The organism is Kitasatospora sp. NPDC004615, assembly GCF_042873545.1.
GTDB lineage: Bacteria > Actinomycetota > Actinomycetes > Streptomycetales > Streptomycetaceae > Kitasatospora.
Genome location: NZ_JBIALQ010000002.1, coordinates 271,227 through 297,808 on the forward strand (window position 1 = coordinate 271,227; position 26,582 = coordinate 297,808).

The following is a 26,582-nucleotide window of genomic DNA, read 5'->3' on the forward strand; positions in this document are numbered from 1 at the left end:
TGATGAGTGTGACCACCAACGAGACCGTGACCCGGTCCGAAAAGTCGGGACCTGCCCCGGCGGGGAAGCCGCAGCGCCGCGGATTCTTCGCGGCCGGCCAGTACATCCCCTACACGCTTCTGCTGCCCGCCGTCGTCGTACTGGTGGGCGTTCTGGCGTATCCGCTGTTCAGACTGTTCGACCTGTCGTTCCAGAACGTCAACCGGTACGCGCTGCTGGCGCACCCCGAGATGGCGAAGTACATCGGCTTCGAGGGCTTCAGCAAGATCCTCGGGGACGACCAGTTCTGGGAGGTCGTGCTCCGCTCGATCTACTTCACCGCCGAGCTGGTCATCCTCTCGCTGGTGCTGGGCATGGCGATCGCGCTGCTCCTGAACCGGGTGTCCAACTGGGTCCGGGTCACCGTCATCACCGTGATGATGTTCGTCTGGGCGATCCCGGCGCTGGTCAACGGCCAGGTGTTCCGCTGGCTGTTCTCCGCCAACGGCGGTGTGGTCGACTACCTGGCCTTCCTGGTCACCGGTGACGAGTCCTGGAAGCACTACGACTGGTTCGCCGACCCGACCGTCGGCCTGTTCGTGGTCGGCGCCGCGGTCATCATCTGGGGCGCGCTGCCGTTCCTGGTCCTCGGCCTGTACGCCGCGCTCACCCAGGTGCCGCCGGAGCTGACCGAGGCCGCCCGGCTGGACGGCGCCAACAACCTCCAGGTCTTCCGGCACGTGACCCTCCCGGTCATCAAGCCGTTCCTGATGATCTCCGCCGCGCTCAGCTTCATCTGGGACTTCCAGGTCTTCGCGCAGATCTTCGCGCTGCGCAACTCCTCGCCCGAGCCCGGCTACTGGACCATCGGCATCTACCTGTACATGAACGGCATCGTCCGCTCGCGCTACAGCGAGAGCTCGGTGATCTCGATCATCATGATCGTCATGATGCTGGCGGTACTCGTGTTCTACATCCGCCAGATGCTCAAGATCGGAGCCAACGAGCGATGACCGCGACGACGACGCACCCGTCCGGGCCGCCGCTGGCGCCCGAGGCCGCCAAGCCGAAGAAGAAGGTCAAGGCCCGCACCGTCGGCCGCAGCCCGGTGATGACCTGGTTCTGGAACATCCTCGCCATCGGCGTCGCCGTGGTGATGGCCTTCCCGATCTACTGGATGATCATCACCACGTTCAAGACGAACAAGGACCTGATCGCCCAGGACCCGACCTTCTGGCCCTCGACCTTCTCGTTCGAGAGCTACAAGACGATCTTCGACGACCCCGAGTTCCTGCCGTCGCTGCAGAACACCCTGATCCTCACCCTCGGCGCGGTGGCGCTCGGCGTGGTGGTCGGCTTCCTCGCCGCCGTCGCCGTGGCCCGGTTCAACTTCCGCGGCCGCAACTTCTTCATCATCACCATGCTGGTCGTCCAGATGGTGCCGCTGCTGGCGATCATCATTCCGCTGTTCGTGGTGATGAACAACGCCGGGCTGACCAACGCCCTGTTCGGTGTGATCATCGCGTACCTGGTCTTCACCGTGCCGTACGTGGTCTGGACGCTGCGCTCGTTCATCGTGAACATCCCGGCGGAGCTGGACGAGGCCGCCATGGTCGACGGCTGCACCCAGTGGGGCGCGTTCTTCCGCATCATCCTGCCGCTCACCCTGCCCGGCCTGATCACCACCGGTGTCTACAGCTGGATCCAGGCGTGGAACGAGTTCATCGTCGCCAACGTGCTGCTGGGCAGCAGCAAGGCTCACACCTCGATGATGTGGCTGACCTTCTACTCCACCACCCCCACCCGGGGTGCGGACTACGGCGCGCAGATGGCCGGCGGTCTGCTGGTCTCGCTGCCCGTCATCATCCTGTTCGTGTTCTTCCAGAAGAAGGTGTCGGCGGGTCTCACCGCCGGTGCGGTCAAGGGCTAAGGTCCCTTCCTCACCCCAATCGCACCTGAAGCACCTCCACCCCCAGGGAAGGAACCATGGCGATGCCCGGTACGGAAAGCGCCGAACTCCTGCGCGACGCCGGAGCGGTCCTGCAGCCCGGCTTCGCCGGTCTGACCGCACCCGAGTGGCTGCGCCGCAGACTGGGCGACGGCGAACTCGGCGGCGTCGCCCTGTTCGGCCGCAACATCCGCACCCCGCAGCAGGTCGCCGCGCTGACCGGTGAGATGTACGCGCTCAACGGCGACCTGCTGATCGCCACCGACGAGGAGGGCGGCGACGTCACCCGCCTCGAAGTGACCAGCGGGTCCTCCTACCCCGGCAACCTGGCGCTCGGTGAGGTCGACGACACCGACCTCACCGAGCGGGTCGCCCGCTCCATCGGGTTCGACCTGGCCGGCGTCGGCGTCAACCTCAACTACGCGCCCGACGCGGACGTCAACTCCAACCCGGACAACCCGGTCATCGGCGTCCGGTCCTTCGGCGGCGACGGCGAACTGGCGGCCCGTCACACCGCCGCGTACGTCCGCGGCCTGCAGTCGGCCGGCGTCGCGGCCTGCGCCAAGCACTTCCCCGGCCACGGCGACACGGCCGGCGACTCGCACCTCGGACTGCCCCGGATCGACCTGGCCGCCGAGCAGTTCGGCCAGCACCTGCTGCCCTTCAAGGCCGCCATCGCGGCCGGCGTGAAGAGCATCATGACCGCGCACATCCTGTTCGACGCCTACGACGCCCAGCTGCCCGCCACCATGTCGCAGCGCATCCTCACCGGGCTGCTCCGCGAGGAACTGGGCTTCGACGGACTGATCGTCACCGACGGCATCGAGATGGGCGCCATCTCCGGCACCCACGGCGTCGCGGCCGGCTCGGTGCGGGCCGTCGCGGCCGGCGCCGACACCATCTGCGTCGGCGGCGGCCTGCAGGACGAGGACGCCTTCGTGTACCTGCGCGACGCGCTGGTGTGGGCGGTCCGCGAGGGCCGGCTGCCGGCCGAACGGCTGCACGAGGCCGCCGAGCGCAACCGCGCGGTGGCCCGCTGGTCCGCCGCCCTGCGGGCCTCGCAGCTCGGACAGCGGGGCGAGGCCGGCGTCGGCCTGGCCGCCGCCCGCCGGGCGCTGCGGATCACCGGCGAACTCCGCCCGCTGAACGGCGTGCCGCACGTGGTCGAGTTCTCCCCCGGCGCGAACATCGCGGCCGGCGAGGACACCCCGTGGGGCGTGGCCGGTCCGCTGACCGAGCTGATCCCCGGCACCACCTCCAGCCGGGTCTCCCCGCCGGCCACCGTCACCGAGGGCTCCGGCCTGCTGCACGTGGCGGTCGCCGCCGAGGACGCCGAGATCGACACCGCCCCGCTGCTCGGCGCCGCGATCGGCCGTCCGCTGGTGCTGGTGGTGCGCGACGTGCACCGCCACTCCTGGATGCGCCGGGCCGCGCTCGCCCTGGTGGAGCACCGCCCCGACGCGGTCGTGGTGGAGATCGGCACCGCCCACGGGCTGTCCGGGCTGTTCGCCCCGCTCGGCGTCACCACCCTTGCCACGTACGGCGGTTCGCGGGTCGGCGGGACAGCCGCGGCCGAGGCGCTGGCCGGACTCGCGGTGACCGCGGCGACCGCGGGCTGAGACACTCGGGTACGGGCCCGGGCCGGACGCCAGTCGCTCCGTTCCGGGCCCGTCGCATGCCGGTTTGCCCGCAGGTGCTCCCGCTTGCTCACCCGTGCGTGCAAACATGTGCTGTTACATAGGACTTAGGGGTCCCTTAAGGACCCGTCTCCAACGAGGAGTGAGAGCTGCCATGAGTGGCGACAGGGATTCGGCGCTCGCCGAGGGCTCCACGGTGCCGATCCAGACCGGCCCTGCCACCACCACGGCCCGGGTACCGAAGTACTACGGCCTGAAGCGGCACCTGCTGCAGCTGACCGAGACCCAGCCGGCCGGCACCCCGGTGCCCCCGGAGCGGGCACTGGCCGCCCAGTTCGACACCTCCCGCACCACCGTCCGGCAGGCACTGCAGGAACTCGTGGTCGAGGGCCGGCTGGAGCGCATCCAGGGCAAGGGCACCTTCGTCGCCAAGCCGAAGGTCGCGCAGGCGCTGCAACTGACCTCCTACACCGAGGACATGCGCGCCCAGGGCATGGAGCCGACCTCCCGCCTGGTCGAGGTCGCGTACATCTCCGCGGACGAGCGGCTCGCCCCGCTGCTGGACATCAAGCCCGGCGGGCGCGTCCTGCGGATCGAGCGCCTCCGGCTCGCGAACGGCGACCCGATGGCGATCGAGGTGGCGCACCTGTCGGCCAAGCGCTTCCCCGCGCTCCGACGCAACCTCGCCAAGCACAACTCGCTCTACACCGCGCTGCGCGAGGTCTACGGGGTGACGGTCGCCGAGGCCGAGGAGACCATCGAGACCACCCTCGCCAACCCGCGCGAGGCCGGCCTGCTCGGCTCCGACCTGGGCCTGCCGATGCTCCAGCTGTCCCGGCACTCCTTCGACGCGGACGGCGCGCCGGTGGAGTGGGTGCGGTCGATCTACCGCGGGGACCGGTACAAGTTCACGACCAGGCTGCAGCGGCCCGCATAGGCGCGGCGTAACACGAAGTTGACAGGGTAGTGACACAAGTCACTCCCCTGCCCTACTCTCGCGGAGACCTTTCGATCACCGAAGGTGCTGCTCGGCGGACGTACAGCAATGTGCGGTGCGGTGCCAGTGAGGTGACTCCTCGTCATCCGGGAGCCGCTCGTGTCGTCTCAAACGCCATCCGCGGGCGCACTGCCCGCGGTCTCCCCCGCCCGGGTGCTGGCCGGCCTGTGCCTGCTGGTGCCGATCGTGGTGGTGCTGTGGGTGCCGTCGTACAGCAAGACCGACCCGGCGCTCGGCGGTATGCCGTTCTTCTACTGGTACCAGCTGATGTGGGTGCCGCTGTCGGCGGTGTTCACCACCTCCGCGTACCTGCTGCTGCGCCGTGACGAGGCGGCCCGCAAGGCCGCCGCCTCGGCCGGGCCGCTCCCCGTGCCCGCCCAGCCGGACGGGGGTGAGCAGCTGTGAAGCACGTGGACTGGACCGCGATGACGGTCTTCCTGCTGTTCTTCGCCGCGGTCACCGTGATGGGCTTCCTGGCCGCGCGCTGGCGCCGGGCGGACAACGCGGAGCACCTGCACGAGTGGGGTCTGGGCGGCCGCAGTTTCGGCACCTGGATCACCTGGTTCCTGCTGGGCGGCGACCTGTACACCGCGTACACGTTCATCGCGGTGCCGGCCCTGGTCTACGGCGCGGGCGCGGCGGGCTTCTTCGCGGTGCCGTACACGATCATCGCGTACCCGCTGGTGTTCCTGATCCTGCCCCGGCTGTGGTCGGTGTCGCGGGTGCACGGCTATGTGACGCCGGCGGACTTCGTGCGCGGACGGTACGGGTCGCGCGGGCTGTCGGCGGCGGTGGCGCTGACCGGCATCCTGGCGACCATGCCGTACGTGGCGCTGCAGCTGGTGGGCATCCAGGCCGTACTGGACGTGCTGGGCGTGGGCGGCACCGGGAACTGGTTCCTGAAGGACCTGCCGCTGTTCCTGGCGTTCGGCGTGCTGGCGGCGTACACGTACTCGTCGGGCCTGCGGGCGCCGGCGCTGATCGCCTTCGTCAAGGACACCCTGGTGTACGTGGTGATCCTGGTCGCGGTGATCTACATTCCGATGCGGCTGGGCGGCTACGGGCACATCTTCGACGCGGCGGCGCACAAGTTCCAGCCCGATCCGGTGACCGGCAAGGCCCCGGGGTCGATGCTCGTCGGGCCGGCCGGGCAGTGGTCGTACGCGACGCTGGCGTTCGGGTCGGCGCTGGCGCTGTTCATGTACCCGCACTCGGTGACGGGCGTGCTGGCGGCGAAGTCCCGCAACACGGTGCGCCGCAACATGGCGATCCTGCCGACGTACTCGCTGATGCTGGGTCTGCTGGCGCTGCTGGGCTTCATGGCGATCGCCGCGGGGGTGAGCAAGGGCGACAAGCACTTCAACGCCCAGCTGGCCGTTCCGCAGCTGTTCGCGGACATGTTCCCGAGCTGGTTCACCGGGGTGGCGTTCGCGGCGATCGGGGTGGGCGCGCTGGTGCCCGCCGCGATCATGTCGATCGCGGCGGCGAACCTGTTCACCCGCAACGTCTACAAGGAGTTCCTGAAGCCGGACGCGACGCCGGCCGACGAGACCCGGGTGGCGAAGATCGCCTCGCTGCTGGTGAAGGTCGGCGCGCTGGCGTTCGTGCTGGTGATGGACAAGCAGGCGGCGATCAACATGCAACTGCTGGGCGGCGTGTGGATCCTGCAGACCGCGGTGGCGCTGGTGGCGGGCCTGTTCACCCGGTGGTTCCACCGCTGGGCGCTGCTGGCGGGCTGGGCGACCGGCATGATCTACGGCACCTGGCGGGCGTACGGGGTGTCCTCGCCGGCCACCAAGCACTTCGGCGGGTCGGCCGCGAAGATCCCGGTGATCGGCGAGATCGGCTACATCGGCCTGACCGGGTTCGTGCTGAACCTGCTCGTCGCGGTGGTGCTGACGCTGGTGCTGCGGGCCCTGAAGGCCCCGGAGGGCGTCGACGAGACCTCGAAGGCCGACTACTCCGCGGAGGCCGGTGACGAGGCTGTGGAGCGTGCCCCGCAGCCCACGCTGGCGCACTGACGCGTGCGGGGGCGCAACCCGCCCCCGTTTGCGCCCTTGGGTCGCGCCGTTGCCTCGATCGACACTGGGGTGACGGCGCGATCATCTGTTATGACCGCCCTTTTCGGGAGAGACACGGGAGAGACGAGCACCACCGAGGCAGCACCGACAACGGGGAGCCACCGCCATGACCGACCTCACCACGGTACGCAACGGGCACCGCACCCAGGCCGACGGCGGACGGCGGCTGCCGTCGGTCCTGATCGCCACCCGGCACGGCGAGTCCACCGCCAACGTGGAGTTCCGGCACGCGGACTCCACCGGTGCCCTGACCGTCCCGATCACCTGCCGCGACGCCGACATCCCGCTCTCCCTGCGCGGCCAGGCCCAGGCCCAGGACCTGGGCCGCTGGTGGGCCGCCCTGCCGCCCGCCGACCGGCCCCGCTCGGTGTGGTGCTCCCCGTACGTGCGCACCGCGGAGACCGCGAGAATCGCCCTCGCCCAGGCGTCCGGGCTGGGCGCCGTCCCGGTGGGCCTGCCGATCCGCTACGACGAGCGGCTGCGCGACCGCGAGCTGGGCGTGCTGGAGATGCTCACCAAGGCCGCCATCGAACGCGACCACCCCGCCGAGGCGGAGCGCCGACGGCGGATGGGCGAGCTGTACTACCGGCCGCCCGGCGGCGAGTCCTGGCTGGACGTGGCGCTGCGGGTGCGCGGCCTGCTGCGCGACCTGAACGAGGAGGAGGCCGGCCGGCCGGTGCTGCTGGTCGCCCACGACTGCACGGTGCTGATGCTGCGTCACGTGCTGGACCGGCTGGGCGAGGAGGAGCTGCTGGCGCTGCCGCCGGTGGGCAACTGCTCGACCAGCCTGTGGCGGGCCCGCGAGGGCCGGCTGCGGCCGTCCGGCTGGAACCAGACCTCGCACCTGTCCTGAGCGGCCGTCAGGCGGGCTGCCGCTCGGCAGCCCGCCCGAGGCCGCCGGGCCCGCCGAAGGCCCGCCGGTAGGCCTGCGGGGTGGTGCCGAGGCGGCGGCCGAAGTGGTGCCGCAGGGTGGCGGCGTTGCCGAAGCCGCAGCGGGCGGCGACCGCGTCCACGCTCTCGTCGGTGGACTCCAGCAGGCGCTGCGCGAACAGCACCCGCTGGCCGGTCAGCCAGCGGTGCGGGGTGGTGCCGGTCTCCTGCTGGAAGCGCCGGGCGAAGGTGCGCGGGGACATGTGGGCGTGCCGGGCGAGGTCGTCCACGCTGGTCTCCCGGTCGAGGCGGTGGCGCATCCACTCCAGCGTCCCGGCCAGTGACTCGCCGTCGCCCTCGGGCAGCGGGCGGGTGACGAACTGCGCCTGCCCGCCGTCGCGGTGCGGGGCGACCACCATCCGGCGGGCGATCTCCCGGGCCACCTCGGCGCCCTGCACCTTGCGCACCAGGTGCAGGCAGGCGTCGATGCCGGCGGCGGTGCCGGCCGAGGTGATCACCGGGTCGTCGTCCACGTACAGCACGTCGGGTTCGACGGTGGTCAGCGGGAAGCGCTCGGCCAGCACGTCGGCGTACCGCCAGTGGGTGGTGCTGCGGCGGCCGTCGAGCAGGCCGGCGGCGCCGAGCAGGAAGCTGCCGGAGCAGATCGACAGCGTATGGGCGCCGCGCGCGTGGGCGGCCCGCAGGGCCTCGCAGAGCGCCTCGGGGTAGTGGTCGCGGATGCCGGTGGCGGTGGCGATCACCAGGTCCGCCTCGGCGAGCCGCTCCGGGCCGTACGGCACGTGGACGTCGAAGCCGGCGTGCGTGCGCATCGGGCCGGGCCGGTCGCCGACCAGGCCGAACTCGTACACCGGCAGGCCGGTGTCGCTGCGGTCCAGGCCGAACACCTCGCAGGCCACGCCCAGTTCGAAGGGGTGGATCTCCTCCAGCACGATCACCGCGACGTTCCTCAGCATCCGTCCAGCATGGCAGTGGCAGGATTTCGTGGCAATGCTGCGTTCCTGCCACTCGTGACGGGGTGCGGCGGCGCGGAGAGTGGGGCCATGACCTCCGCGCTCGCCCTGCTGGGCCTCATCGGCAGCTTCGGACTCCTCGGCGTTCTGGTCGGCCGGGACCTGAACCGCAACGGCCGCCCGGGCCGGCCCGAACGGCACCGCCCGACCGGCTACCCCTTCGACCCGGACCTGGCCGACCCGCGCCGGACGCGGTCCGGCACACTGTCCGGATGCACTCCCCGATCGTCCGCCGCGCCCTCGACCACGACCTCGCCGGAGCCGGGGAGGTCAGCATCGAAGCCTTCGTCGGCGACGGCCACACCGACCCCGCGTCCGGCTACGTCGAACTGCTGAGGGACACCGCACGCCGCAACCGGGAGGCCGAGCTGCTGGTCGCCGTCGACGGCGACGGGACGGTCCTCGGCTGCGTGACGTTCGCCGCAGGCGGCACCCCCTGGGCGGACGTCGCGCTCCCAGACGAGGGCGAGATCCGGATGCTGGCGGTCGGCGCGGCCGCCCGCGGGCGCGGCGTCGGACGGGCGCTGGTCCGCGCGGCGATGGACCGCAGCCGGGAACTGGGACTGGCCGGGATGGCGTTCTCCACCCGGCCGGAGATGACCGCGGCGCACCGGATCTACGATGCTCTGGGCTTCCTCCGCACCCCCGGACGGGACTGGGAGGCGGCCCCGGGCGTGGACCTGATGGTCTACACGATGCGGTTCTGAGGCGGTTCTGCGGCCGTTCCGAGGCGGCTCCGGCGCGGTTTCCGTTGTCTACGCGCGGCACCTCCAACGCGACACGCGCTACTACATCTGGTGCCGCCAGCTCCAGCCGCCACAACATGTATGCTCGACCTCGCTGTCGAAGCAGGGGAACCCGGTGCGAATCCGGGACTGCCCCGCAACGGTGAGCGGGCTGTAGCAACGCCCGCGCAGTCCGAGGACCTGACCGACGGTGTGCGACACGGCATCCCCGCAGACGCCATGCAGCACTGTTTTGCCGTCCGGCCTCGCGGGCGGGCCGGGGGTGGGTCTTTCGCGCGCCGATCAAGCGTTTTCGGCGTGCCGTCCTCCCCTGCCGCACGCGCGCCACCGGACACCTTGAGCCACGTCCGCCGCCGCCACAGGAGAGAGTGCGCCTTGACCGTCGCCGCCTCAGTCACCCTGCCGTCCCAGGCTTCCGCCGACGCCTTCACCGACCCCGGTGCGGCACTGCTTCGGCTGCTCACCGACCGCAGCACCGACCTCCCCCAGGTGGACCCCGGCCACGTCGCCGCCGCCGCGCTGCGCGGCCGCCACGCCGGCTCGGACTTCGCCGAGCTGCGCGGGCTGGCCGTGGAGGCCGCCGCGTCGATGATCGCCGAGGACCCGCAGTACTCGAAGCTGGCCGCCCGCCTGCTGGCGATGGAGATCGCCGACGAGGCCGCCACCCAGGGCGTCACCTCGTTCTCCGCCTCGATCGCCGTCGGCCACGCCGAGGGCCTGATCGGCGACGCGACCGCCGAGTTCGTCGCCGCCCACACCGCGCTGTTCGACTCGCTGATCGACGCCGCCGGCGACGACCGCTTCGAGTACTTCGGCCTGCGCACCGTGCAGTCCCGCTACCTGCTGCGCCACCCGATCACCCGCAAGGTGGTCGAGACCCCGCAGCACTTCCTGCTGCGCGTGGCGGCGGGCCTGGCGGTCGGCAACTCCGAGCAGTCGGTGCTGGAGGTGGCCGAGCTCTACAAGCTGATGAGCCGCCTGGAGTACCTGACCAGCTCCCCGACGCTGTTCAACTCCGGCACCCGGCACCCGCAGATGTCCTCCTGCTACCTGCTGGACTCGCCGCTGGACAACCTGGACTCGATCTACAACCGCTACGCGCAGATCGCCCGGCTGTCCAAGCACGCCGGCGGCATCGGCCTGTCCTACTCCCGGATCCGCTCCCGCGGCTCGCTGATCCGCGGCACCAACGGCAAGTCGAACGGCATCGTCCCGTTCCTGCGCACCCTGGACTCCTCCGTGGCGGCGGTCAACCAGGGCGGACGGCGCAAGGGCGCGGCCTGCGTGTACCTGGAGACCTGGCACGCCGACATCGAGGAGTTCCTGGAGCTCCGCGACAACACCGGCGAAGAGGCCCGCCGCACCCACAACCTGAACCTGGCGCACTGGATCCCGGACGAGTTCATGCGCCGCGTGAACGCCAACGAGGACTGGTCGCTGTTCTCCCCGGCGGACGTCCCCGAGCTGGTCGACCTGTGGGGCGCCGACTTCGACGAGGCCTACCGCAAGGCCGAACTGGCCGGCAAGGCCGTCCGCACCATCCCGGCGCAGACGCTGTACGCCCGGATGATGCGCACCCTGGCGCAGACCGGCAACGGCTGGATGACCTTCAAGGACGCCTCCAACCGCGCCGCCAACCAGACCGCGCTGCCGGGCCGCACGGTGCACTCCTCGAACCTGTGCACCGAGATCCTGGAGGTCACCGACGACTCCGAGACCGCGGTCTGCAACCTGGGCTCGGTCAACCTGGGCGCGCACGTCGCCCCGGGCGCCTCGGCGGACGACCTGATCAACGCGATGGACTGGGACCGCCTGGACGCCACCGTGCGCACCGCGGTCACCTTCCTCGACCGCGTGATCGACATCAACTTCTACCCGACCACCGAGGCCGGGACGTCCAACTCCCGCTGGCGCCCGGTCGGCCTGGGCGTGATGGGCCTGCAGGACGTCTTCTTCAAGCTCCGGCTGGACTTCGACTCCGCCGAGGCGAAGGCGCTCTCCACGCTGATCTCCGAGCGCATCATGCTCACCGCGTACGAGCGCTCCGCGGACCTGGCCGAGCAGTTCGGCCGCCATGAGGCGTACGGCGAGACCCGCGCGGCCCGCGGCCAGCTGCACATCGACCATTTCTTTAAAGACCAGCACAGCGGTGGTGCCACCCCGCAGTGGACCGAGCGCTGGGACGCGCTGCGCGCCCGGATCGCCGAGACCGGTCTGCGCAACTCGCTGCTGCTGGCGATCGCCCCGACCGCGACCATCGCGTCCATCGCCGGCGTCTACGAGTGCATCGAGCCGCAGGTGTCCAACCTGTTCAAGCGCGAGACGCTGTCCGGCGAGTTCCTCCAGGTCAACCCGTACCTGGTGCGCGAGCTGAAGGAACTCGGCGTCTGGGACCAGCAGACCCGGGACGAGCTGCGCGAGGCCAACGGCTCCGTGCAGGACTTCAAGTGGCTGCCGGAGAACGTCCGTTCGCTGTACCGCACCGCGTGGGAGCTGCCGCAGCGCGCGCTGATCGACCTGGCCGCCGCCCGGCAGCCGTACATCGACCAGAGCCAGTCGCTGAACCTGTTCATGGCGGCGCCGACCATCGGCAAGCTGTCCTCGATGTACGCGTACGCCTGGAAGGTCGGTCTGAAGACCACCTACTACCTGCGCTCCCGCCCCGCGACCCGGATCGCCCAGGCCGCGTCGGGCACCGCCCGCACCGCCGCGCCCGTGCCGGTGCAGACCCCGACCCTCAGCCAGGCCGAGCAGGACGCCATCGCCTGCTCCCTGGAGAACCCCGAGTCCTGCGAGGCGTGCCAGTAATGAGCTCCGAAGACCAGAAGAAGATGCTGCTCGACCCGGGCTTCGAGCTGACGCTGCGTCCGATGCGCTACCCGTCGTTCTACGACCGGTACCGGGACGCGATCAAGAACACCTGGACCGTCGAGGAGGTGGACCTGCACTCCGACGTCGCCGACCTCGCCAAGCTCTCCGAGGGCGAGCGGCACATGATCGGCCGGCTGGTCGCGTTCTTCGCCACCGGTGACTCGATCGTCTCGAACAACGTGGTGCTGAGCCTCTACAAGCACATCAACTCGCCGGAGGCGCGGCTCTACCTGTCGCGGCAGCTGTTCGAGGAGGCCGTGCACGTCCAGTTCTACTTGACGCTGCTGGACACCTACCTGCCCGACCCGGAGGACCGCAACGCGGCCTTCGCCGCGGTGGAGAACATCCCCTCCATCGCGCAGAAGGCGCAGTTCTGCTTCAAGTACATGAACGCGGTCGACCACATCGACTCGCTGCAGAGCAAGGACGACCGGCGGGCCTTCCTGCTGAACCTGATCTGCTTCGCGGCGTGCGTCGAGGGCCTGTTCTTCTACGGCGCGTTCGCCTACGTGTACTGGTTCCGCAGCCGCGGCCTGCTGCACGGCCTGGCGACCGGCACCAACTGGGTGTTCCGCGACGAGTCGATGCACATGGACTTCGCGTTCTCGGTGGTCGACACCGTCCGCGAGGAGGAGCCCGACCTCTTCGACGACGAGATGGCCAAGCAGGTCACCGAGATGCTGGAGGAGGCCGTCGAGGCCGAGCTCCAGTTCGCCCAGGACCTGTGCGGTGACGGCCTGCCCGGCATGAACACCGCCTCGATGCGCCAGTACCTGGAGGCCGTCGCCGACCAGCGCCTGGCCCGCCTCGGCCTGCCGATCCGCTACGGCTCGACCAACCCGTTCGGGTTCATGGAGCTGCAGAACGTCCAGGAGCTGACCAACTTCTTCGAGCGCCGGGTCTCCGCGTACCAGGTCGCCGTCGAGGGCTCGGTCTCCTTCGACGACGACTTCTAGGCCGGAACCGGGCCGCACCCCGCACACGGCCGAGGGCCGCACCCCGTTCCCACGGGGTGCGGCCCTCGGCCGTTCTCAGGAACCTCGGCGGGTCAGCCGCGGCCCGAGGTGCCGCTGGCCCAGACCGCGCCGCCGGCGCTCGGGCTGCCGTTCTGGGTGTAGACCACGAAGTTGGCGTCGTCCTGGAGCAGGGCGTACGCCCCGGTGTTGCCGTAGGAGTTGGTGCTCCACAGGGCGGCGGTGGTGCTGCCCGCCTTGTAGATCACCATGTTGCCGTCGGGCTGCATGGAGAGGTACGCGCCGGCGTTGCCCCAGGTGTTGGTGGACCAGATCGCGGCGTTGTCGCTGCGGCGGTACATCACCAGGTTGCCGTCGTCCTGCATGACCAGCCGGACGGTCGCCGACTGGGTCCACTGGTTGCTGTACAGGCGCTGCCCGGAGCCGATCTTCGGCGCGAACGCCGAGGTGCCGGTGGCCCACAGCGCGCCGCCGGCGCCCGAACCGCCGCCGCGGCGGTAGACCACCACGTTGCCGTCGTCCTGCACGGTGGCGTACGCGCCGGCGCTGGAGGTGCCGGTGGCCCACAGGGCGCCGTCGTTGCCGGGGCCGCCGTTGCTGCGGTAGACGACCAGGTTGCCGTCGTCCTGCATGACGGCGTACGCGCCGGCGTTGCCGTAGGTGTTGCTGCTCCACAGCGGGCGGCCGCCGCCGACGTTCAGGTTGGCGACCAGGTTGCCGTCGGTCTGCATGGTCAGGGTGACCGCGTTGCTGCTGATGCTCTGGCCGGGGGCGAGGCGCTGGCCGGGCTGCAGGGAGTTGCCGGAGGCGGGCGAGGTGACGTCCAGGTAGTTGGCGTCGATGCCCATGGCGATGCCGCCGTACGTCTCGGTGACGTCGCCGGCGTACTGGTGGGCGCGGCGGCCGGGCATCCACTGGCCGGGGGTGGTCAGGCCCATGCCGGCGTCGGTCACGTCGTGGTGCGAGTTCCAGGCGGCGGCCCACAGCACGTCGGGCTCCGGGTAGGAGCTGTCGGTGTAGCGGGCGGCGAGGTCCTTGACGCCGCTGGAGGCGCTGGCGTAGACGCCGGAGCGGTAGCCCTTGTTGTGCAGCTGCGCCGTCCAGCCGGCCAGGAAGGAGACCACCCGGTCGCGGTAGACGCTGGAGTCGTAGTTCTCCATGTCGTTGTAGAGCACCGCGCCGGGCTGGAAGCCGAGGCCGTTGGCCTTGGCGATCGCGTCGTCGGCGGCGTCGGAGCCCTGCTGGCGGGCGACGGCCACATCGGGGTCGACGAGCAGGTTGCCGCGGGCGGCCTGGCGGCCGACGTAGATCGGCAGGAAGCCCCAGCCCTCGGCGTTCCGGGCGTCCACCCAGCTCTTCACCGGCGAGGCGCAGGCCTGCGAGGGCCCGCCGATGTACACGCCGACGGCCCGGTACGGGGAGTTCGCGGCCCAGGTCGACATGGTGGTGTCGGACGGCGCGGCGCAGCGGTCGAAGGCGTACCCGGCGACGTCGGTGCGCGGGGCGGTGCCGGCCAGGGCGGGCTTGGCGGTGGACGGCGCGGCGGTCGCGCGGGCCCCGGCGTCGACGCTCGCGGTCTCCAGGATCTGCCGGACCCGGTCGGCCGAGGTGGCGTAACTGGCCGTCACCTGCAGCCCGCTGGTGCCGAGCTTGGCCTGGATCTGGTGGCCGGCCTCGGCCTCCTTCAGCACGCCCGCCGCGACCGGCTGCCCGGGCACCACGGTGCCCTGGACGCGTCCGCTCTCCACCGGCTGGATCAGCAGGCCGTCGGCGTGGCCGGGCGCGAGGTGCGCCGGGCAGTTCTGGTCCCCGCTCGGGGTGCCCAGGTAGACGGCGCTGACGTCGAGCCGGACGCAGGTGCCGGGCGCGGCGGCGAGGTCGACGACCGGCCAGTCGGCGGGCACCTGGGCGTGGAAGCCCTGGTAGTCGATCCGCTTGGTGGCCTGCCCGCCGGTGCCCGCCCCCGCGCCCGCCGTGTCCGCAGCCCACGCGTTGGGGACGGCCGTGGCCAGTCCCGAGACGGCGAGCACGACGGCCGCGGCCCGTGCTGCTGTACGACGCTTCATGTGGTTCCCACCCCTGAGTCGTATCCGACCTGATGTGACGTCAGGGACTGTAGTGGATGGAGGTGACCACTCGTCCAGGCCCTTTGTCCGCCCTCGGTCGGGCGGCCCTGCTCAGTGCGGGGAGAATCCCCAGGTGGCGGTGGCCCACACGGCGCCTCCGGTCTCCGGGCCGCCTCCGCGCCGGTACAGCACGAAGTTGCCGTCGTCCTGCAGCGTCGCGAACGCCCCCGGGCTGTTCCAGGTGCCGGTGGCCCACAACGCGCCGCCCACCCCGGGGCCGCCGTCGGGGGCGTAGAGCACCAGGTTGCCGTCGTCCTGCTGCACCGCGTACGCGCCCGGGTGGCCGCCGGTGCCGGCCGACCACAGCAGCCGGCCGTCGCCGCGCATCCGGACGGTGAGGTCGCCGTCGTCCTGCATGGTCAGTTCCACCTCGTCGTTGCCGACGCTGCGTCCGGCGGCGAGCCGCTCGCCGGGGCGCAGCCGGCCGTCGTCGCCGGCGGGTGAGGTGACGTCCAGGTAGCTGGCGTCGATGCGCATGCTGACGCCGCCGTACTCCTCGGTGGTGTCGCCCAGGTACTGGTGGGCGCGCCGGCCGCCGGTGAACCGGCCTTCGTCGGGCAGGCCCATGCCGTCGTCGGTGACGTCGTGGTGGGAGTTCCAGGCGGCGGCCCAGAGGACGTCGGGCTCCGGGTAGGAGTCGTCGTCCCAGCGTCCGGCGAGGTCCTGCACGCCGCTGGCGGCGCCGGTGTAGACGCCGGAGCGGTAGCCGTGGGCGTGCAACTGGTCGGTCCAGCCGGCCAGGTAGGCGAGGACGCGGTCGCGGTAGACGGAGGACTCGTAGTTCTCCATGTCGTTGTAGAGCACCGCGCCGGGCTGGAAGCCCAGTCCTTCGGCCTTCTGCACGGCGTCGTCGGCGGCGTCGGAGCCCTGTTGGCAGGCGGTTTCCTGGTCGGCGTCGACCAGCAGGCGGCCGCGGGCGGCCTGGTGGCCGACGTAGATCGGCAGGAAGCCCCAGCCTTCGGCGTTCCGGGCGTCCACCCAGTCGCAGTCGGGTGAGGCGCAGGCCTGCGAGGGCCCGCCGATGTACACCCCGACGGCGCGGTAGGGGGAGGACTCCGCCCAGGTCTGCATCGCGCTGTCCGGTGGTGCGGAGCAGCGGTCGAAGGCGTAGCCGACGACGTCGGTGCGCGGGCTGTCGTCCTCGTCGCCGTCGCGGGTGTTGTCCGGGGCGCCGTTCTGGCTGTCGGTCACCGTGGGGGCCTGGTGGGGGGCGACGGCGTCCTGCGCCGGCCGCGGCGGGGACGGGGGGACGGGCGCGGGGCGGGCGGGTTCGGTCAGCAGCCCGTGGGCCGGGCCCGGCACCGGTGGTGTGCGGCAGTCCTGGTCCCCGTCCGGCGCCGCCGGGTCGACCGCGCTGACGTCCTGGCGCAGGCAGTCGCGGGGGGCGGGTGCCTGGTCCAGCAGCGGCGGGGGCCGGTCGGCGGGTGGCCGGACCGGCACTCCCTCATAGGCAAAACGTTTCTGCTGACCGGCCCCGGCCGACCAGCCCCCGCCGGTCCCCGCCACCACCAGTAAGACCATTCCGGCGTGTGCCGCCGTCCGCCGCAGCCTGCCCATCGGCCAGCCTCTCGTCCGAGTTCCGTCGCGTCTGGTCGCGGACACTAGCCGCCGCTTCCGCGCCGCTCCGGCCCGACACACCTGCCCGAACCCGGACATACCGGAAGGGGGGTCGCGCCGGTGGGCGCGACCCCCCTTCCGGAGGCGGGAGTACGTCAGGCGTTCGGCACGGTGGCGTACTTGGGGGTGCCCTCGGCCATCTGCCGCAGGGCGTCCTTGCGGTCGCGCTTGGAGAGCCGGTCGATGTACAGGTAGCCGTACAGGTGGTCGGTCTCGTGCTGGAGGCAGCGGGCGAAGAAGCCGGTGCCCTCGACCCGGACCGGGTTGCCGTGCTTGTCCTGGCCGTTGACGGCGGCGTAGCCGGGGCGGGCGAGCTCCTGGTAAGCGGTGGGCACCGACAGGCAGCCCTCCTGGCCGTCGTCGAGGCTGCGGCGGCCGGCCGGGAGCTCCTCCAGCACCGGGTTGACGACGTGTCCGATGTGGCGGACACCCTCGTCGTCGGGGCAGTCGTAGACGAAGACCTTCAGGTCGACGCCGATCTGGTTGGCGGCCAGGCCGACACCCTCGGCGGCGTACATCGACTGGAACATGTCGTCGATGAGCGCGGCGAGGTCGTCGTCGAAGGCGGTGACGGTCTGCGTCTCGCGGTGCAGCACCGGGTTGCCGACCACGGTGATCGGGCGGGCGGTGCCCTTGTTCGGGTCGGGCAGCTCGCCGACCAGCCGGACCTCGGTCTCCTGCTGCTCGTCGTCGTGCTCGTGGTCGTGGTGCTCGGCCATCGCTTGCTTCCGCTCCGTCCGCGTCCGGCTGGTGTACCGGTCCAGAGTACGGGGCGCGGTGGCGCGTGGGGGTACCTCCCAGCCCCCCTTGGGGCTGGGGGCGGTCAGCAGCGGATCAGCACACCTCTTCGAGGTCCCGGTAGGCGCGGGTGGCCGGGGAGGCGGCGGCCCAGCGCTCCAGCAGGGTGCGGACCAGCCCGGCGGGCGCGGCGATGCCGCATTCGCGTTCGATCTGCCAGGGGCCGCCGGCCGAACCCTGGCTGAGGTGGCTGAGGTGACCGGGGTGCAGCGGGTCGCCGTCGTCGTGCGGGTCGTGGTGCGCGGTGTGGCCGTCGTCGATGGCCATCCGGGACTCCGAGCAGGTACGGCACAGCAGTCGCACCGAGGACGTCCAGTCCTCGGCGGCGTACCCGGCGTCGGCGACGGTCTTCTCCAGCGCGTCCCGGTCGGCGGCGGTGGCGGCCTGCAGCAGCACCACCCAGGTCGGCACCGGGGACGGCGCCCACAGCTCGATCTCGTCGAACACCGGGTAGGCGACGCCGTCGGCGACCCGCTCGCCGTGCGGGGAGCCGTCGTGCAGCACCACCTCGCCCCAGCGGCGGCCGGAGGACGGCAGCGGGATGGACAGCACCTCGATCCGCGCCGGGTCGAGCCGGCGGCCCCACACCACCTCCGACTCGCCGTCCGGGGACAGCCGCACCGGCGTGGTGCCGAGGTCGAGCTCGATCGGCCCGTCCGTGCCCGGCCCGCCGGGCAGCCGCAGCCCGTACGCCTGCCAGGCGCGACGGGCCAGCGGCCAGTCCTGCAGGGCGGTGGCGGTGATGCCGAGGTTCCACCAGTCCGGGGCGCCGTGCTGGCGGTCCAGCAGCGCGACCGCGCGCAGGCCGGCGCTGCGGGCCTGCTCCCAGTCGCGGCGGAACTTGTGCAGCAGGGCCAGGTTGAACCAGGAGTCGGAGAGCGACGGCTCCAGGTCGGCCGCCATCACCAGCAGCGCCCCGGCGTCCTCGTACCGGCCGTCGCCGATCAGCGTGAACGCACGGTCGGTGGTCTGCCGCCAGGTCGCCGACGGACGGTGCCGTGCGCGGTGGAAGATCCTCACGTTGGTCCCTTGCCGTCGGTCGTCACCGGGTCGCCCCGCCTCCGGGTCTTCCCGCCACGACCGCATCCAACCACGCCCGCCATGGGCGGCGCGCCCCGCGCGGCCATTCAGGCCGCGAACCGGCAGCGGGCCGCGCGGTGGCCGCGGCGGCCGAGCCGGGCGAGCGCGTCCAGCACCACCGGGTCGTAGCCGCGGCCGCCGTCCAGCCTCAGGTGCTCGAGCGGATCGAGGACGCCGGCCCGGGGGCGGTCGGCGGCGGCGGTGCGCAGGTCGTCGTGCGCGTTGGCGACCCGGATGATCCGGGAGGCCAGCGGCAGGGTGGGGTCGTGCCGGCCGTCGTCGAGCCGGCACGGGTCGGCGAGCCGGGCGACCTGCTGCCACACCTGCTTGGGCACGCCGGTGCGCCGGATCACCTCGCTGCCGAGCCGGGCGATCCGCTGCTGCTCGTCATCGGCCAGCAGCGCGGTCGCCCCGCCGGGCACCGGCTCGACCAGCGACAGCTGACCGATGTCGTGCATCAGCGCCGCATATTCCAGCAGTGTCAACTCGCGGCTCCCGAGCCCCAGTTCGCGCCCCAGCGCGCACGCGGTGTCGGCCACCCGGCGGGCGTGCCCGGGGGTGGTGTAGCCGGCGATCTCGGTGGCCCGGGCGAGCGTCTCGATGGTCTGCCCGGTGGTGGCCCGCACCTCGACGGCCCGCCGGAACGAGGCCTGCGCGAGCAGCAGCGGCACGCAGAACACCGGCAGCGCCCACAGCCCGGCCTCGCCCGCCAGCAGGCTGAGCAGCAGCCCGGTGGCGACCTGCGCGGAACCGATGCCGAGCAGCGCGTGCAGCTGGTCGTCGAGCGCGGCGCTGTACCGCAGCCCGGTGCGGGCCCGCTGCTGCCCGGCGGCCAGCACCGCGTCGCCGAGCGCGGCCAGCGCGGCGACGGCCGCCAGCAGCGCCCCGTACGCGGGGCCGGGCAGCCGGTCGGTGGCGCCGGACTCGTACAGCGGCTGGAACAGCAGCGCCGCGAAGGAGACAGTGACCACCCGGCGGGCGGCGGCGTCCAGTCCGCCCAGCGGGCCGCGCGGCCGGCGGCGGACGGCGGCCAGCGCGGCCCGGCCCGCGAGCTGCGCGGCGAGGCCCGCAGCGGTGCCGACCGCGGTGACGGCGGCGGTCTGCGACACCCCGTGCCCGGTGGGCAGTCCGTGCAGCGGCCCGAGCAGCGCGTACGCGAGGGCGACGGCGGTGGCCACCGGCGCGGGTTCGCGGTCGCCGGGCAGCGCGGGCCCGGCGCACTGGCCGAGCGCGATCAGGGCGGTGAACGCCAGCGCCACCTCGGGCTGGCTGGTGCCGACGGCGAGCGCGTGCACCAGCGCGCAGCCGCCGAGCGCGGCGGCCACGCCGTGCAGCAGGTCGGCCGGTCCCGGCCGCCGGAGGGTCACGTCGCCCCGCCGGCGGGCTGGCCCTGCCCGGACTGCTGCGGCATCCGGGCCGGTTCGGGCACGCCGAGCGGAATGTCCGGCACCTCGCCGTCCCAGCCGCCGGGCGGCGGCGGTTCGGGCTGCCAGCCGTGTTCGGCGACGGCCTCGACCAGGGCCCGCACCATCACCGGGTCGAACTGGCTGCCCGCGCACCGCTCCAGTTCGGTGACGGCCTCCTGGACGGGGCGGCCGCGCCGGTAGGAACGGGTGGAGGTCATCGAGTCGAAGGCGTCGGCGACCGAGATGATCCGGGCGAACTCGGGGATCCGGTCCCCCGCCAGGCCGTGCGGGTAGCCCCGGCCGTCGATCCGCTCGTGGTGGTGCAGGATGCCGTCCCGCCCCTCGCCGAGGAAGTCCAGCTGCCGCACCAGCTCGTGCCCGAACACCGGGTGCACCTCGACGGCGCGCCGCTCCGCGACCGTCAACGGCCCGTTGCGGCGCAGCAGTTCGGTGGCCACCGCGAGCTTGCCGACGTCGTGCAGGGTGCCGGCGAAGTGCAGGGTGCGGATCCGGTCCTCGGCGAGGCCCAGCTGGCGGGCGATCAGCACCGAGGCCCGGCCGACCCGTTCGCTGTGGCCGCGGGTGTAGGCGTCCTTGATCTCCACCGCCTGCACCAGCGCCTGCACGGTGGCCCGGTGCGCGGACCGCTCGCGGTGGCCCTGCGCGGACAGCCAGGCGGTGATGGTCAGCGGCAGCAGCCCGAGCACCGCGGCGAACGCCCCGTACGGGCCCTGCCACAGCACCGCGACCATCAGCCCGCCCGCGCCGTGCAGCAGCGCCGCGGGCGCCGCCCGGCGCAGCTTGCGGATCACGCCGTGGCCGGCCGAGCCGCAGGTCAGCCGCACCATGCCGGCCACCAGTGCCCCGTTGACCAGGCAGAACGTCAGGATCGCGGCGAGCGCGCCGAACGCCGCGCCGGGGAAGCGGGTGCCCAGTAGCAGCCGGGAGCCGCCGAGCAGCCGGAACACCTCGGCGGAGATCGCCGAGGCCAGCGCCAGCTGGGCGGCGTTCCACACCCGGCGCAGGTTGCGCGGCTGCTGGGCCGGGCCGAGCAGCGCCCCGGGCAGCGCGACCAGGGCGGCGGCGGCGGGCGGCAGCATCAGCACGCCGGCGAACAGCACCGGGAAGAAGCCGCTGCCGCGCGGGTCCGCCGCGGGCTCCGGCCCGGACCGGCCGCGCAGCCACCGCCACACCCGGGCGCACGGGGTGCGCGCGCCCTGCGCGAGCGACTCCAGGCACAGGTGCAGCAGGGCCAGCAGCCCGATCCGGGGCCAGTCGAGCGTCGGCCAGGACGCCCACAGCGGCAGCAGCGCGGCCGTCGCCGCCGTCAGCACGGCGGCCAGATAGGCCACGGCCCGCCCCGGCAGGGCGATGCGCTCGCGTTCGCTGGCGATCTCGGCCTCCCCAGCCCGTACCGGGCCCTCCGACGTGAGGACTCGTCAGAGAATAGGGCCCGGCCACCCGGACGGGACGCACGATCGCGGATTGCCGCAGCCGGAGCAGCGACAGCTCACCCGATCGAGTGAGTAATCACTCCGCGGTGGCGACGGCGGAGCCGTGACCGGTCGCACCCTCGACCGTCATCTCCATGCTGACCGAGCTCACCTCGACCACCGAACCGCCGCCCGGGCCCTGGCCCTGCCGGATCGAGTCGATCCGGGCCAGCACCTTCGCCCGGAGGTCGGTGGGAGTGTCGTCGCAGCCGCACGAGCGCTTGATCAGCGCCTTGATGGCCTGCTCGAGTCCGTACTTCTCCAGGCACGGCGAGCACTCGTCGAAGTGCACCCGCAGCTTGGCGCAGTCGCCCTCGGGCATCTCGTTGTCGAGAAATTCGTAGAGGTGGTCGAGCACCTCTCCGCACTCGGTCTCGTGCGGATCGCCGCAGCTCATGAGCCAGCGCCCTTCGCTTCGTGCCCTGCACCGGTACCGGCCGGGACCAGCCCCCGCTCGCGGGCGTAATCCTCAAGCATGCCGCGCAGTTGGCGGCGACCACGGTGCAGTCGGGACATCACCGTACCGATGGGTGTACCCATGATGTCCGCGATCTCCTTGTACGCAAAGCCCTCGACGTCCGCGAGATACACCGCGATCCGGAATTCCTCCGGAATGGCCTGCAGGGCGTCCTTCACATCGCTGTCCGGCAGGTGGTCGAGCGCCTGCGCCTCGGCGGAGCGGAGCCCCGTCGACATGTGCGACTCGGCGCGCGCCAGCTGCCAGTCCTCGATCTCCTCGGCCGCGGTGCGCTGGGGTTCGCGCTGCTTCTTGCGGTACGAGTTGATGAACGTATTGGTGAGGATGCGGTACAGCCAGGCCTTGAGGTTGGTGCCCTCACGGAACTGGTGGAACGACGCGTACGCCTTGGCGAACGCCTCCTGGAGCAGATCCTCCGCGTCGGCCGGGTTGCGGGTCATCCGCAGCGCCGCCGAGTACATCGGATCCAGGAAACCGAGGGCGTCCCGCTCGAAACGCTCGCGCCTGGCCTCCTCGCTCTCGCTCTCGGACACCCTGAAGGTGTCCTCGCCGATCACCTCGGCCAGTTCGTCGCCGGTGAGCTGTTCGCCCTCCGGACGGCCCTGGTCGGTGCTCGAAGCACCCGACGCGGCCGCGTCATCGGTCCCGACGACCGGACCCACCTCCTCGATCAGCTGAACACGGCCCACCATGGGCCGATCCGCAAGCGAGGATATCGGGCTGACCGTCTTCTCGCTCGCGGCAACCCACTGCGACCAGTCCGGCACGAGCGAAGCCTCGGCCGCCCGCTCATCGGGCCGTTCGCGGCACGCGATCGAAACCATGGACGCTGCCTTTCCACCGGGGCATGTTCTGACGACTCGTGCAACCGCCCGCGGCGACGAGACATTCCCGGGCTCCGGACAGGGATTCAGAGCCAGCCGGCGACCGCGTCAGCGATGAGCGCCAGCGCCTCGTCCTGGCCCAGGGGCGCCTTCTTCGGGACCTTGAACCCGTGCGAGGCGTACGGCACTTCGACCAGGCGGTGGGTGTCCGGCAGGTCCGGGAACTCCTCCGGGGTGCCGAAGGTGTCCGCGCCGCCCTGCACCACCAGGGTCGGCAGGCCGGTGTCGAGCAGTTCCTCGGCGCGGCTCTTCTCCGGCTTGCCCGGCGGGTGCAGCGGGAAGGCGAGGGCCAGCACACCCGCCGCGCCGAGGCCGGCGGCGGTGCGGCAGGCGACCCGGGCGCCGGCGCTGCGGCCGCCCGCGAACACCGGCAGGCCCGCCCCGGCCGCGGCGGCGTACTGCGCGGGCCAGCCGGCGTCGAGCGTCTTGGGGGCGGGCGCGAGCTTGCGGCCGGCCACCCGCCAGGGCTGCTCGGCGAGCACCACGGTGATCCCCGCGGCGGGGAGGGCCGCGGCGAGCGCCTGCAGGTCGGGCGCCTCGATGCCGCCACCGGCGCCGTGGCCGAGCAGCAGGACGGCGCGCGGGGCGTCGGCCCGGAACCAGTGGAGCCGGGCGTCGCCGGTGGGGGTCTCGATGATCTGCGGCATGGCGCCGAGCGTATAGAGGAGAACGTCTCAGAACAGGGTGGTGAGGTCGTCCTCGGTGAGTCGCCTGGTCAGGCCGGGGTGGTTGTTGCGGATCGAGCCGACCCCGTCGGGCACCGGGTGGATGCGCAGGTCGCCGGACGGGGGCGGGGTGAGGTCGGCGCTCTCGGCGTGGGGGTCGAGCCAGGCGTCCCAGCGGTCGGGGCCGAGGTACAGCGGCATCCGCTCGTGGACGGGGGCGAGCAGCGGCTCGGCGGCGGTGGTGACGACGGTGCAGGTGACCAGCCAGGCGTCCGGGTGGTCGGCGGGGACGCCACGGTTGCGCCAGAACTCGTACAGGCCGGCCAGTGCCAGCGGGGCGCCGTCGGCGCGGGAGACGAAGTAGGGGCGGCGGGGCGGCCGGGAGACGTCGTCGGTCGGCGCGGTCTGCCACTCGAAGTACCCGTCGACAGGTATCAGGCAGCGCCGCGAGGCGAACGCCTGCCGGTAGGCCGGCTTCTCGTGGACGGTCTCCGCCCGGGCGTTGATCATCTTCACCGCGGTGTCCGGGCTGCTCGCCCAGGCCGGCACCAACCCCCAGCGCAGCACCCGCAGTTGACGGACCGGCCGGCCCCCGCCGCGCGGCGCCCGGTCCAGTACGACGAAGGCGGACGCGGTGGGCGCGACGTTCCAGCTGGGGGCCAGTGTCTCGGTGGGATCCCACTGCCGGACCCCGAAGTGCCGGACCAGTTCGGCGGGGTCGGTGGAGGAGGCGAAGCGGCCGCACATGCCGTTCAGCTTGCCAGCCCGGCAGAACCGGCGGCTACCGGCCGCCCGTCCTTCCGTGAAACGCTGCCCGCCCGAACGACGGTGATCGGAGGCCCACCGGAATGGACTTCGCACAACTGTGGGACCGGATGACGGCCGTGCAGCCCGACCCGCCGCACTGGCTGGCGTGGGCCGCCGCGGCGGCGGCGCTGCTGGCGGTGGCGGTGCGCCCGGTGTGGCGGCTGAGCCGCACCGTGGTGACCATCGCGCACGAGGGAGGGCACGGGGTGATGGCGCTGCTGACCCGCCGCCGGCTCTCCGGGATCCGGCTGCACTCGGACACCTCCGGGCTGACGGTCTCCTCGGGCCGGCCGACCGGGCCGGGCATGGTGCTGACCGCCGCGGCCGGCTACCCGGCGCCGTCGCTGCTCGGCCTGGGCGGGGCGGCGCTGCTGGAGACGGGCCGGATCACCGCGCTGCTGTGGATCGGCATCGCGCTGCTGGCGGCGATGCTGCTCACCCTGCGCAACCTGTTCGGGGTGCTGGCGGTGCTGGCCACCGGCGGCGCGTTCGTCGCGGTGTCCTGGTACGGGGACGCCGAGTGGCAGGGCGCGTTCGCCCACCTGGGCGTGTGGTTCCTCCTGCTGGCGGGGGCGCGTCCGCTGGTCGAGCTGTTCTCCACCCGGCGCCGCGGCGAGGCGACCGGCTCGGACGCCGACCAGCTGGCCCGGCTGACGGGCATGCCGGCGACGGCCTGGGTGGCGCTGTTCCTGGTGGTGGCGCTGGCCTGCCTGGGGCTCGGGGCGGCCTGGCTGCTGCCCCGGTAGCCGGGCGCTGCCTCATAGACTGGGCGGTATGACCGACTCCCTGTGGCCCGCTCCCGTCGCCACCGCCGCCGTGGACGCGACTGTGACGATCCCCGGCTCGAAGTCCGCGACCAACCGCGCGCTGGTGCTGGCCGCCCTCGCCGACGGCCCGGGCTGGGTGCGCCGCCCGCTGCGCAGCCGCGACTCGCAGCTGATGGCGGACGGCCTGCGGGCGCTGGGCGTGACGGTCGAGGAGACGGTGAACGCGGCGTCCGGCGGCACCGGCGGCGGCGAGGCCTGGCGGGTCATCCCGGCCGAGCGCCTGCGCGGCCCGGCGCAGGTGGACGTCGGCAACGCCGGCACCGTGATGCGCTTCCTGCCGCCGCTGGCCACCCTCGCGGACGGCCCGGTGCACTTCGACGGCGACCCGCGCAGCCACGAGCGCCCGCAACACGGCGTGATCGACGCGCTGCGCACCCTCGGCGCCCGGATCGACGACGGCGGCCGCGGCGGCTTCCCGCTGACCGTGCACGGCACGGGCGCGCTGGACGGCGGCCCGGTGGAGGTGGACGCCTCGTCCTCCTCGCAGTTCATCTCGGCGCTGCTGCTGTCCGGCGCCCGCTTCAACAACGGCGTGGAGATCCGCAACGTGGGCGCCACGGTGCCCTCGCTGCCGCACATCCGGATGACCGTCGACATGATCCGCAAGGCCGGCGGCCAGGTCGACGCCCCCGAGGACGGCGGCGAGAAGGACATCTGGCGGGTCACCCCGGGCGCACTGCTCGGCCGCGACCTGGTGGTCGAGCCGGACCTGTCCAACGCGGCCCCGTTCTTCGCCGCGGCGCTTGCCACCGGCGGCCGGGTCGTCGTCCGGGACTGGCCCAAGCACACGTACCAGCCCGGCGACCAGCTCCGCGAGATCTACACCGCGATGGGCGGATCCTGCCAATTCACTGATGAAGGGCTGGAGTTCACCGGCACCGGCAAGATCCACGGCATCGAGGTGGACCTGCACGACGTCGGCGAGCTGACCCCGGTGATCGCCGCCGTCGCGGCCCTCGCCGACTCCGAGTCCCACCTGTACGGCATCTCCCACCTGCGGCTGCACGAGACCGACCGGCTCGCCGCGCTCGCCAAGGAGATCAACGACCTGGGCGGCGACGTCTCGGAGACCGAGGACGGCCTGCGGGTCCGCCCCCGCCCGCTGCACGGCGGTGTCTTCCACACCTACGAGGACCACCGGCTGGCCACCGCCGCCGCCGTCCTCGGCCTGGTGGTGAACGGCGTCCTGGTGGAGAACGTGGCGACCACGGCGAAGACCCTGCCGGACTTCCCGCAGATGTGGGCCGACCTCCTCGGCCAGGGCTGA

At 72.5% G+C, this 26,582-nt stretch carries 23 protein-coding genes and 1 riboswitch; of the genes, 12 read left to right on the plus strand and 11 right to left on the minus strand.

Going from position 1 to position 26,582, the window contains the following annotated elements:
- The first annotated feature begins 2 nt into the window (after positions 1-2).
- From ACFYS8_RS08115 to ACFYS8_RS08145, 7 genes are all read left to right on the plus strand, one after another.
- Positions 3-992 (plus strand): carbohydrate ABC transporter permease, encoded by a 990-nt coding sequence (locus tag ACFYS8_RS08115; protein WP_387637432.1) that lies wholly within the window; start codon positions 3-5, stop codon positions 990-992.
- The gene (locus ACFYS8_RS08120; RefSeq protein WP_387637438.1) at positions 989-1,909 is read left to right on the plus strand and encodes a carbohydrate ABC transporter permease; all 921 of its coding nucleotides are present in this window, start codon (positions 989-991) and stop codon (positions 1,907-1,909) included. The genes ACFYS8_RS08115 and ACFYS8_RS08120 overlap by 4 nt, the downstream gene beginning before the upstream one ends.
- Before the next feature lie 62 nt (positions 1,910-1,971).
- Positions 1,972-3,546 carry a glycoside hydrolase family 3 protein gene (locus ACFYS8_RS08125; RefSeq protein ID WP_387637441.1) on the plus strand — a complete coding sequence of 525 codons (1,575 nt, stop codon included), beginning with the start codon at positions 1,972-1,974 and terminating at the stop codon, positions 3,544-3,546.
- Positions 3,547-3,718: 172 nt separating this feature from the next.
- On the plus strand, positions 3,719-4,501 hold the full coding sequence (locus tag ACFYS8_RS08130; protein ID WP_387637443.1) for a GntR family transcriptional regulator: 783 nt from the start codon (positions 3,719-3,721) through the stop codon (positions 4,499-4,501).
- Between the two features lie 159 nt (positions 4,502-4,660).
- Complete coding sequence (locus ACFYS8_RS08135) at positions 4,661-4,966, plus strand: DUF3311 domain-containing protein (RefSeq protein ID WP_387637446.1); 306 nt, start codon at positions 4,661-4,663, stop codon at positions 4,964-4,966.
- 20 nt (positions 4,967-4,986) lie between these two features.
- Positions 4,987-6,582: a monocarboxylate uptake permease MctP gene (gene mctP / locus ACFYS8_RS08140; RefSeq protein ID WP_387638855.1), complete on the plus strand. Its 1,596-nt coding sequence runs from the start codon at positions 4,987-4,989 to the stop codon at positions 6,580-6,582.
- A gap of 166 nt (positions 6,583-6,748) precedes the next feature.
- Entirely contained in the window at positions 6,749-7,495 is a 747-nt protein-coding gene (locus ACFYS8_RS08145) for a histidine phosphatase family protein (protein WP_387637448.1), read from the plus strand.
- 7 nt (positions 7,496-7,502) lie between these two features.
- Here the strand turns inward: ACFYS8_RS08145 and ACFYS8_RS08150 are convergent, their stop codons facing one another.
- A complete protein-coding gene (locus ACFYS8_RS08150) occupies positions 7,503-8,486 on the minus strand; it encodes a helix-turn-helix domain-containing protein (protein WP_387637451.1) in 984 nt (327 codons plus the stop codon).
- Between the two features lie 269 nt (positions 8,487-8,755).
- Between ACFYS8_RS08150 and ACFYS8_RS08155 the strand changes: the two genes are divergently transcribed.
- The 3 genes from ACFYS8_RS08155 (at position 8,756) to ACFYS8_RS08165 (ending at position 13,116) form a co-directional block, all read left to right on the plus strand.
- The gene (locus ACFYS8_RS08155) at positions 8,756-9,250 is read left to right on the plus strand and encodes a GNAT family N-acetyltransferase (RefSeq protein ID WP_387637454.1); all 495 of its coding nucleotides are present in this window, start codon (positions 8,756-8,758) and stop codon (positions 9,248-9,250) included.
- Between the two features lie 109 nt (positions 9,251-9,359).
- Positions 9,360-9,492: riboswitch (cobalamin riboswitch) on the plus strand.
- A 172-nt stretch (positions 9,493-9,664) separates the two neighbouring features.
- A complete protein-coding gene (locus ACFYS8_RS08160) occupies positions 9,665-12,097 on the plus strand; it encodes a ribonucleoside-diphosphate reductase subunit alpha (protein WP_387637456.1) in 2,433 nt (810 codons plus the stop codon).
- Positions 12,097-13,116: a ribonucleotide-diphosphate reductase subunit beta gene (locus tag ACFYS8_RS08165; protein WP_387637459.1), complete on the plus strand. Its 1,020-nt coding sequence runs from the start codon at positions 12,097-12,099 to the stop codon at positions 13,114-13,116. Before ACFYS8_RS08160 ends, ACFYS8_RS08165 begins: the two co-directional genes overlap by 1 nt.
- Positions 13,117-13,208: 92 nt before the next feature.
- Here ACFYS8_RS08165 and ACFYS8_RS08170 read toward each other — a convergent pair whose 3' ends face one another.
- The 10 genes from ACFYS8_RS08170 to ACFYS8_RS08215 all read right to left on the minus strand — a co-directional run bounded on the left by ACFYS8_RS08170 (position 13,209) and on the right by ACFYS8_RS08215 (position 24,428).
- Positions 13,209-15,200, minus strand: coding sequence for a glycoside hydrolase domain-containing protein (locus tag ACFYS8_RS08170; RefSeq protein ID WP_387637461.1), 1,992 nt, complete (start codon positions 15,198-15,200; stop codon positions 13,209-13,211).
- Positions 15,201-15,311: 111 nt separating this feature from the next.
- A complete protein-coding gene (locus ACFYS8_RS08175; RefSeq protein ID WP_387637463.1) occupies positions 15,312-16,700 on the minus strand; it encodes a glycoside hydrolase domain-containing protein in 1,389 nt (462 codons plus the stop codon).
- A 272-nt stretch (positions 16,701-16,972) separates the two neighbouring features.
- On the minus strand, positions 16,973-17,596 hold the full coding sequence (gene def / locus ACFYS8_RS08180; RefSeq protein ID WP_387637465.1) for a peptide deformylase: 624 nt from the start codon (positions 17,594-17,596) through the stop codon (positions 16,973-16,975).
- Positions 17,597-17,711: 115 nt separating this feature from the next.
- Positions 17,712-18,695 carry a tetratricopeptide repeat protein gene (locus ACFYS8_RS08185; protein ID WP_387637468.1) on the minus strand — a complete coding sequence of 328 codons (984 nt, stop codon included), beginning with the start codon at positions 18,693-18,695 and terminating at the stop codon, positions 17,712-17,714.
- Between the two features lie 107 nt (positions 18,696-18,802).
- Positions 18,803-20,122, minus strand: a complete 1,320-nt coding sequence (locus ACFYS8_RS08190) for an HD-GYP domain-containing protein (protein ID WP_387637471.1) — start codon at positions 20,120-20,122, stop codon at positions 18,803-18,805.
- Entirely contained in the window at positions 20,119-21,513 is a 1,395-nt protein-coding gene (locus ACFYS8_RS08195) for an HD-GYP domain-containing protein (protein WP_387637474.1), read from the minus strand. The genes ACFYS8_RS08190 and ACFYS8_RS08195 overlap by 4 nt, the downstream gene beginning before the upstream one ends.
- 178 nt (positions 21,514-21,691) lie before the next feature.
- Positions 21,692-22,051 (minus strand): mycothiol system anti-sigma-R factor, encoded by a 360-nt coding sequence (rsrA, locus tag ACFYS8_RS08200; RefSeq protein WP_387637477.1) that lies wholly within the window; start codon positions 22,049-22,051, stop codon positions 21,692-21,694.
- The gene (locus ACFYS8_RS08205; protein ID WP_387638858.1) at positions 22,048-22,803 is read right to left on the minus strand and encodes a sigma-70 family RNA polymerase sigma factor; all 756 of its coding nucleotides are present in this window, start codon (positions 22,801-22,803) and stop codon (positions 22,048-22,050) included. Before ACFYS8_RS08205 ends, rsrA begins: the two co-directional genes overlap by 4 nt.
- A 239-nt stretch (positions 22,804-23,042) precedes the next feature.
- On the minus strand, positions 23,043-23,663 hold the full coding sequence (locus tag ACFYS8_RS08210; RefSeq protein ID WP_387637479.1) for an alpha/beta family hydrolase: 621 nt from the start codon (positions 23,661-23,663) through the stop codon (positions 23,043-23,045).
- A gap of 27 nt (positions 23,664-23,690) precedes the next feature.
- Positions 23,691-24,428, minus strand: a complete 738-nt coding sequence (locus tag ACFYS8_RS08215) for an SOS response-associated peptidase (protein WP_387637482.1) — start codon at positions 24,426-24,428, stop codon at positions 23,691-23,693.
- A gap of 101 nt (positions 24,429-24,529) precedes the next feature.
- Here ACFYS8_RS08215 and ACFYS8_RS08220 point away from each other — a divergent pair, with 101 nt between their 5' ends.
- Positions 24,530-25,234, plus strand: a complete 705-nt coding sequence (locus ACFYS8_RS08220) for a M50 family metallopeptidase (RefSeq protein ID WP_387637484.1) — start codon at positions 24,530-24,532, stop codon at positions 25,232-25,234.
- Positions 25,235-25,262: 28 nt separating this feature from the next.
- Complete coding sequence (gene aroA, locus ACFYS8_RS08225; RefSeq protein WP_387637486.1) at positions 25,263-26,582, plus strand: 3-phosphoshikimate 1-carboxyvinyltransferase; 1,320 nt, start codon at positions 25,263-25,265, stop codon at positions 26,580-26,582.

Coding starts and splice junctions, on each gene's coding strand:
- rsrA (WP_387637477.1), bottom strand. CDS start 22,051: ATGAGCTGCGGCGATCCGCACGAGACCGAGTGCGGAGAGGTGCTCGAC.
- ACFYS8_RS08170 (WP_387637461.1), bottom strand. CDS start 15,200: ATGAAGCGTCGTACAGCAGCACGGGCCGCGGCCGTCGTGCTCGCCGTC.
- ACFYS8_RS08210 (WP_387637479.1), bottom strand. CDS start 23,663: ATGCCGCAGATCATCGAGACCCCCACCGGCGACGCCCGGCTCCACTGG.
- ACFYS8_RS08150 (WP_387637451.1), bottom strand. CDS start 8,486: ATGCTGAGGAACGTCGCGGTGATCGTGCTGGAGGAGATCCACCCCTTC.
- ACFYS8_RS08220 (WP_387637484.1), top strand. CDS start 24,530: ATGGACTTCGCACAACTGTGGGACCGGATGACGGCCGTGCAGCCCGAC.
- ACFYS8_RS08120 (WP_387637438.1), top strand. CDS start 989: ATGACCGCGACGACGACGCACCCGTCCGGGCCGCCGCTGGCGCCCGAG.
- ACFYS8_RS08215 (WP_387637482.1), bottom strand. CDS start 24,428: ATGTGCGGCCGCTTCGCCTCCTCCACCGACCCCGCCGAACTGGTCCGG.
- ACFYS8_RS08165 (WP_387637459.1), top strand. CDS start 12,097: ATGAGCTCCGAAGACCAGAAGAAGATGCTGCTCGACCCGGGCTTCGAG.
- ACFYS8_RS08125 (WP_387637441.1), top strand. CDS start 1,972: ATGCCCGGTACGGAAAGCGCCGAACTCCTGCGCGACGCCGGAGCGGTC.
- ACFYS8_RS08130 (WP_387637443.1), top strand. CDS start 3,719: ATGAGTGGCGACAGGGATTCGGCGCTCGCCGAGGGCTCCACGGTGCCG.
- aroA (WP_387637486.1), top strand. CDS start 25,263: ATGACCGACTCCCTGTGGCCCGCTCCCGTCGCCACCGCCGCCGTGGAC.
- mctP (WP_387638855.1), top strand. CDS start 4,987: ATGACGGTCTTCCTGCTGTTCTTCGCCGCGGTCACCGTGATGGGCTTC.
- def (WP_387637465.1), bottom strand. CDS start 17,596: ATGGCCGAGCACCACGACCACGAGCACGACGACGAGCAGCAGGAGACC.
- ACFYS8_RS08145 (WP_387637448.1), top strand. CDS start 6,749: ATGACCGACCTCACCACGGTACGCAACGGGCACCGCACCCAGGCCGAC.
- ACFYS8_RS08155 (WP_387637454.1), top strand. CDS start 8,756: ATGCACTCCCCGATCGTCCGCCGCGCCCTCGACCACGACCTCGCCGGA.
- ACFYS8_RS08115 (WP_387637432.1), top strand. CDS start 3: ATGAGTGTGACCACCAACGAGACCGTGACCCGGTCCGAAAAGTCGGGA.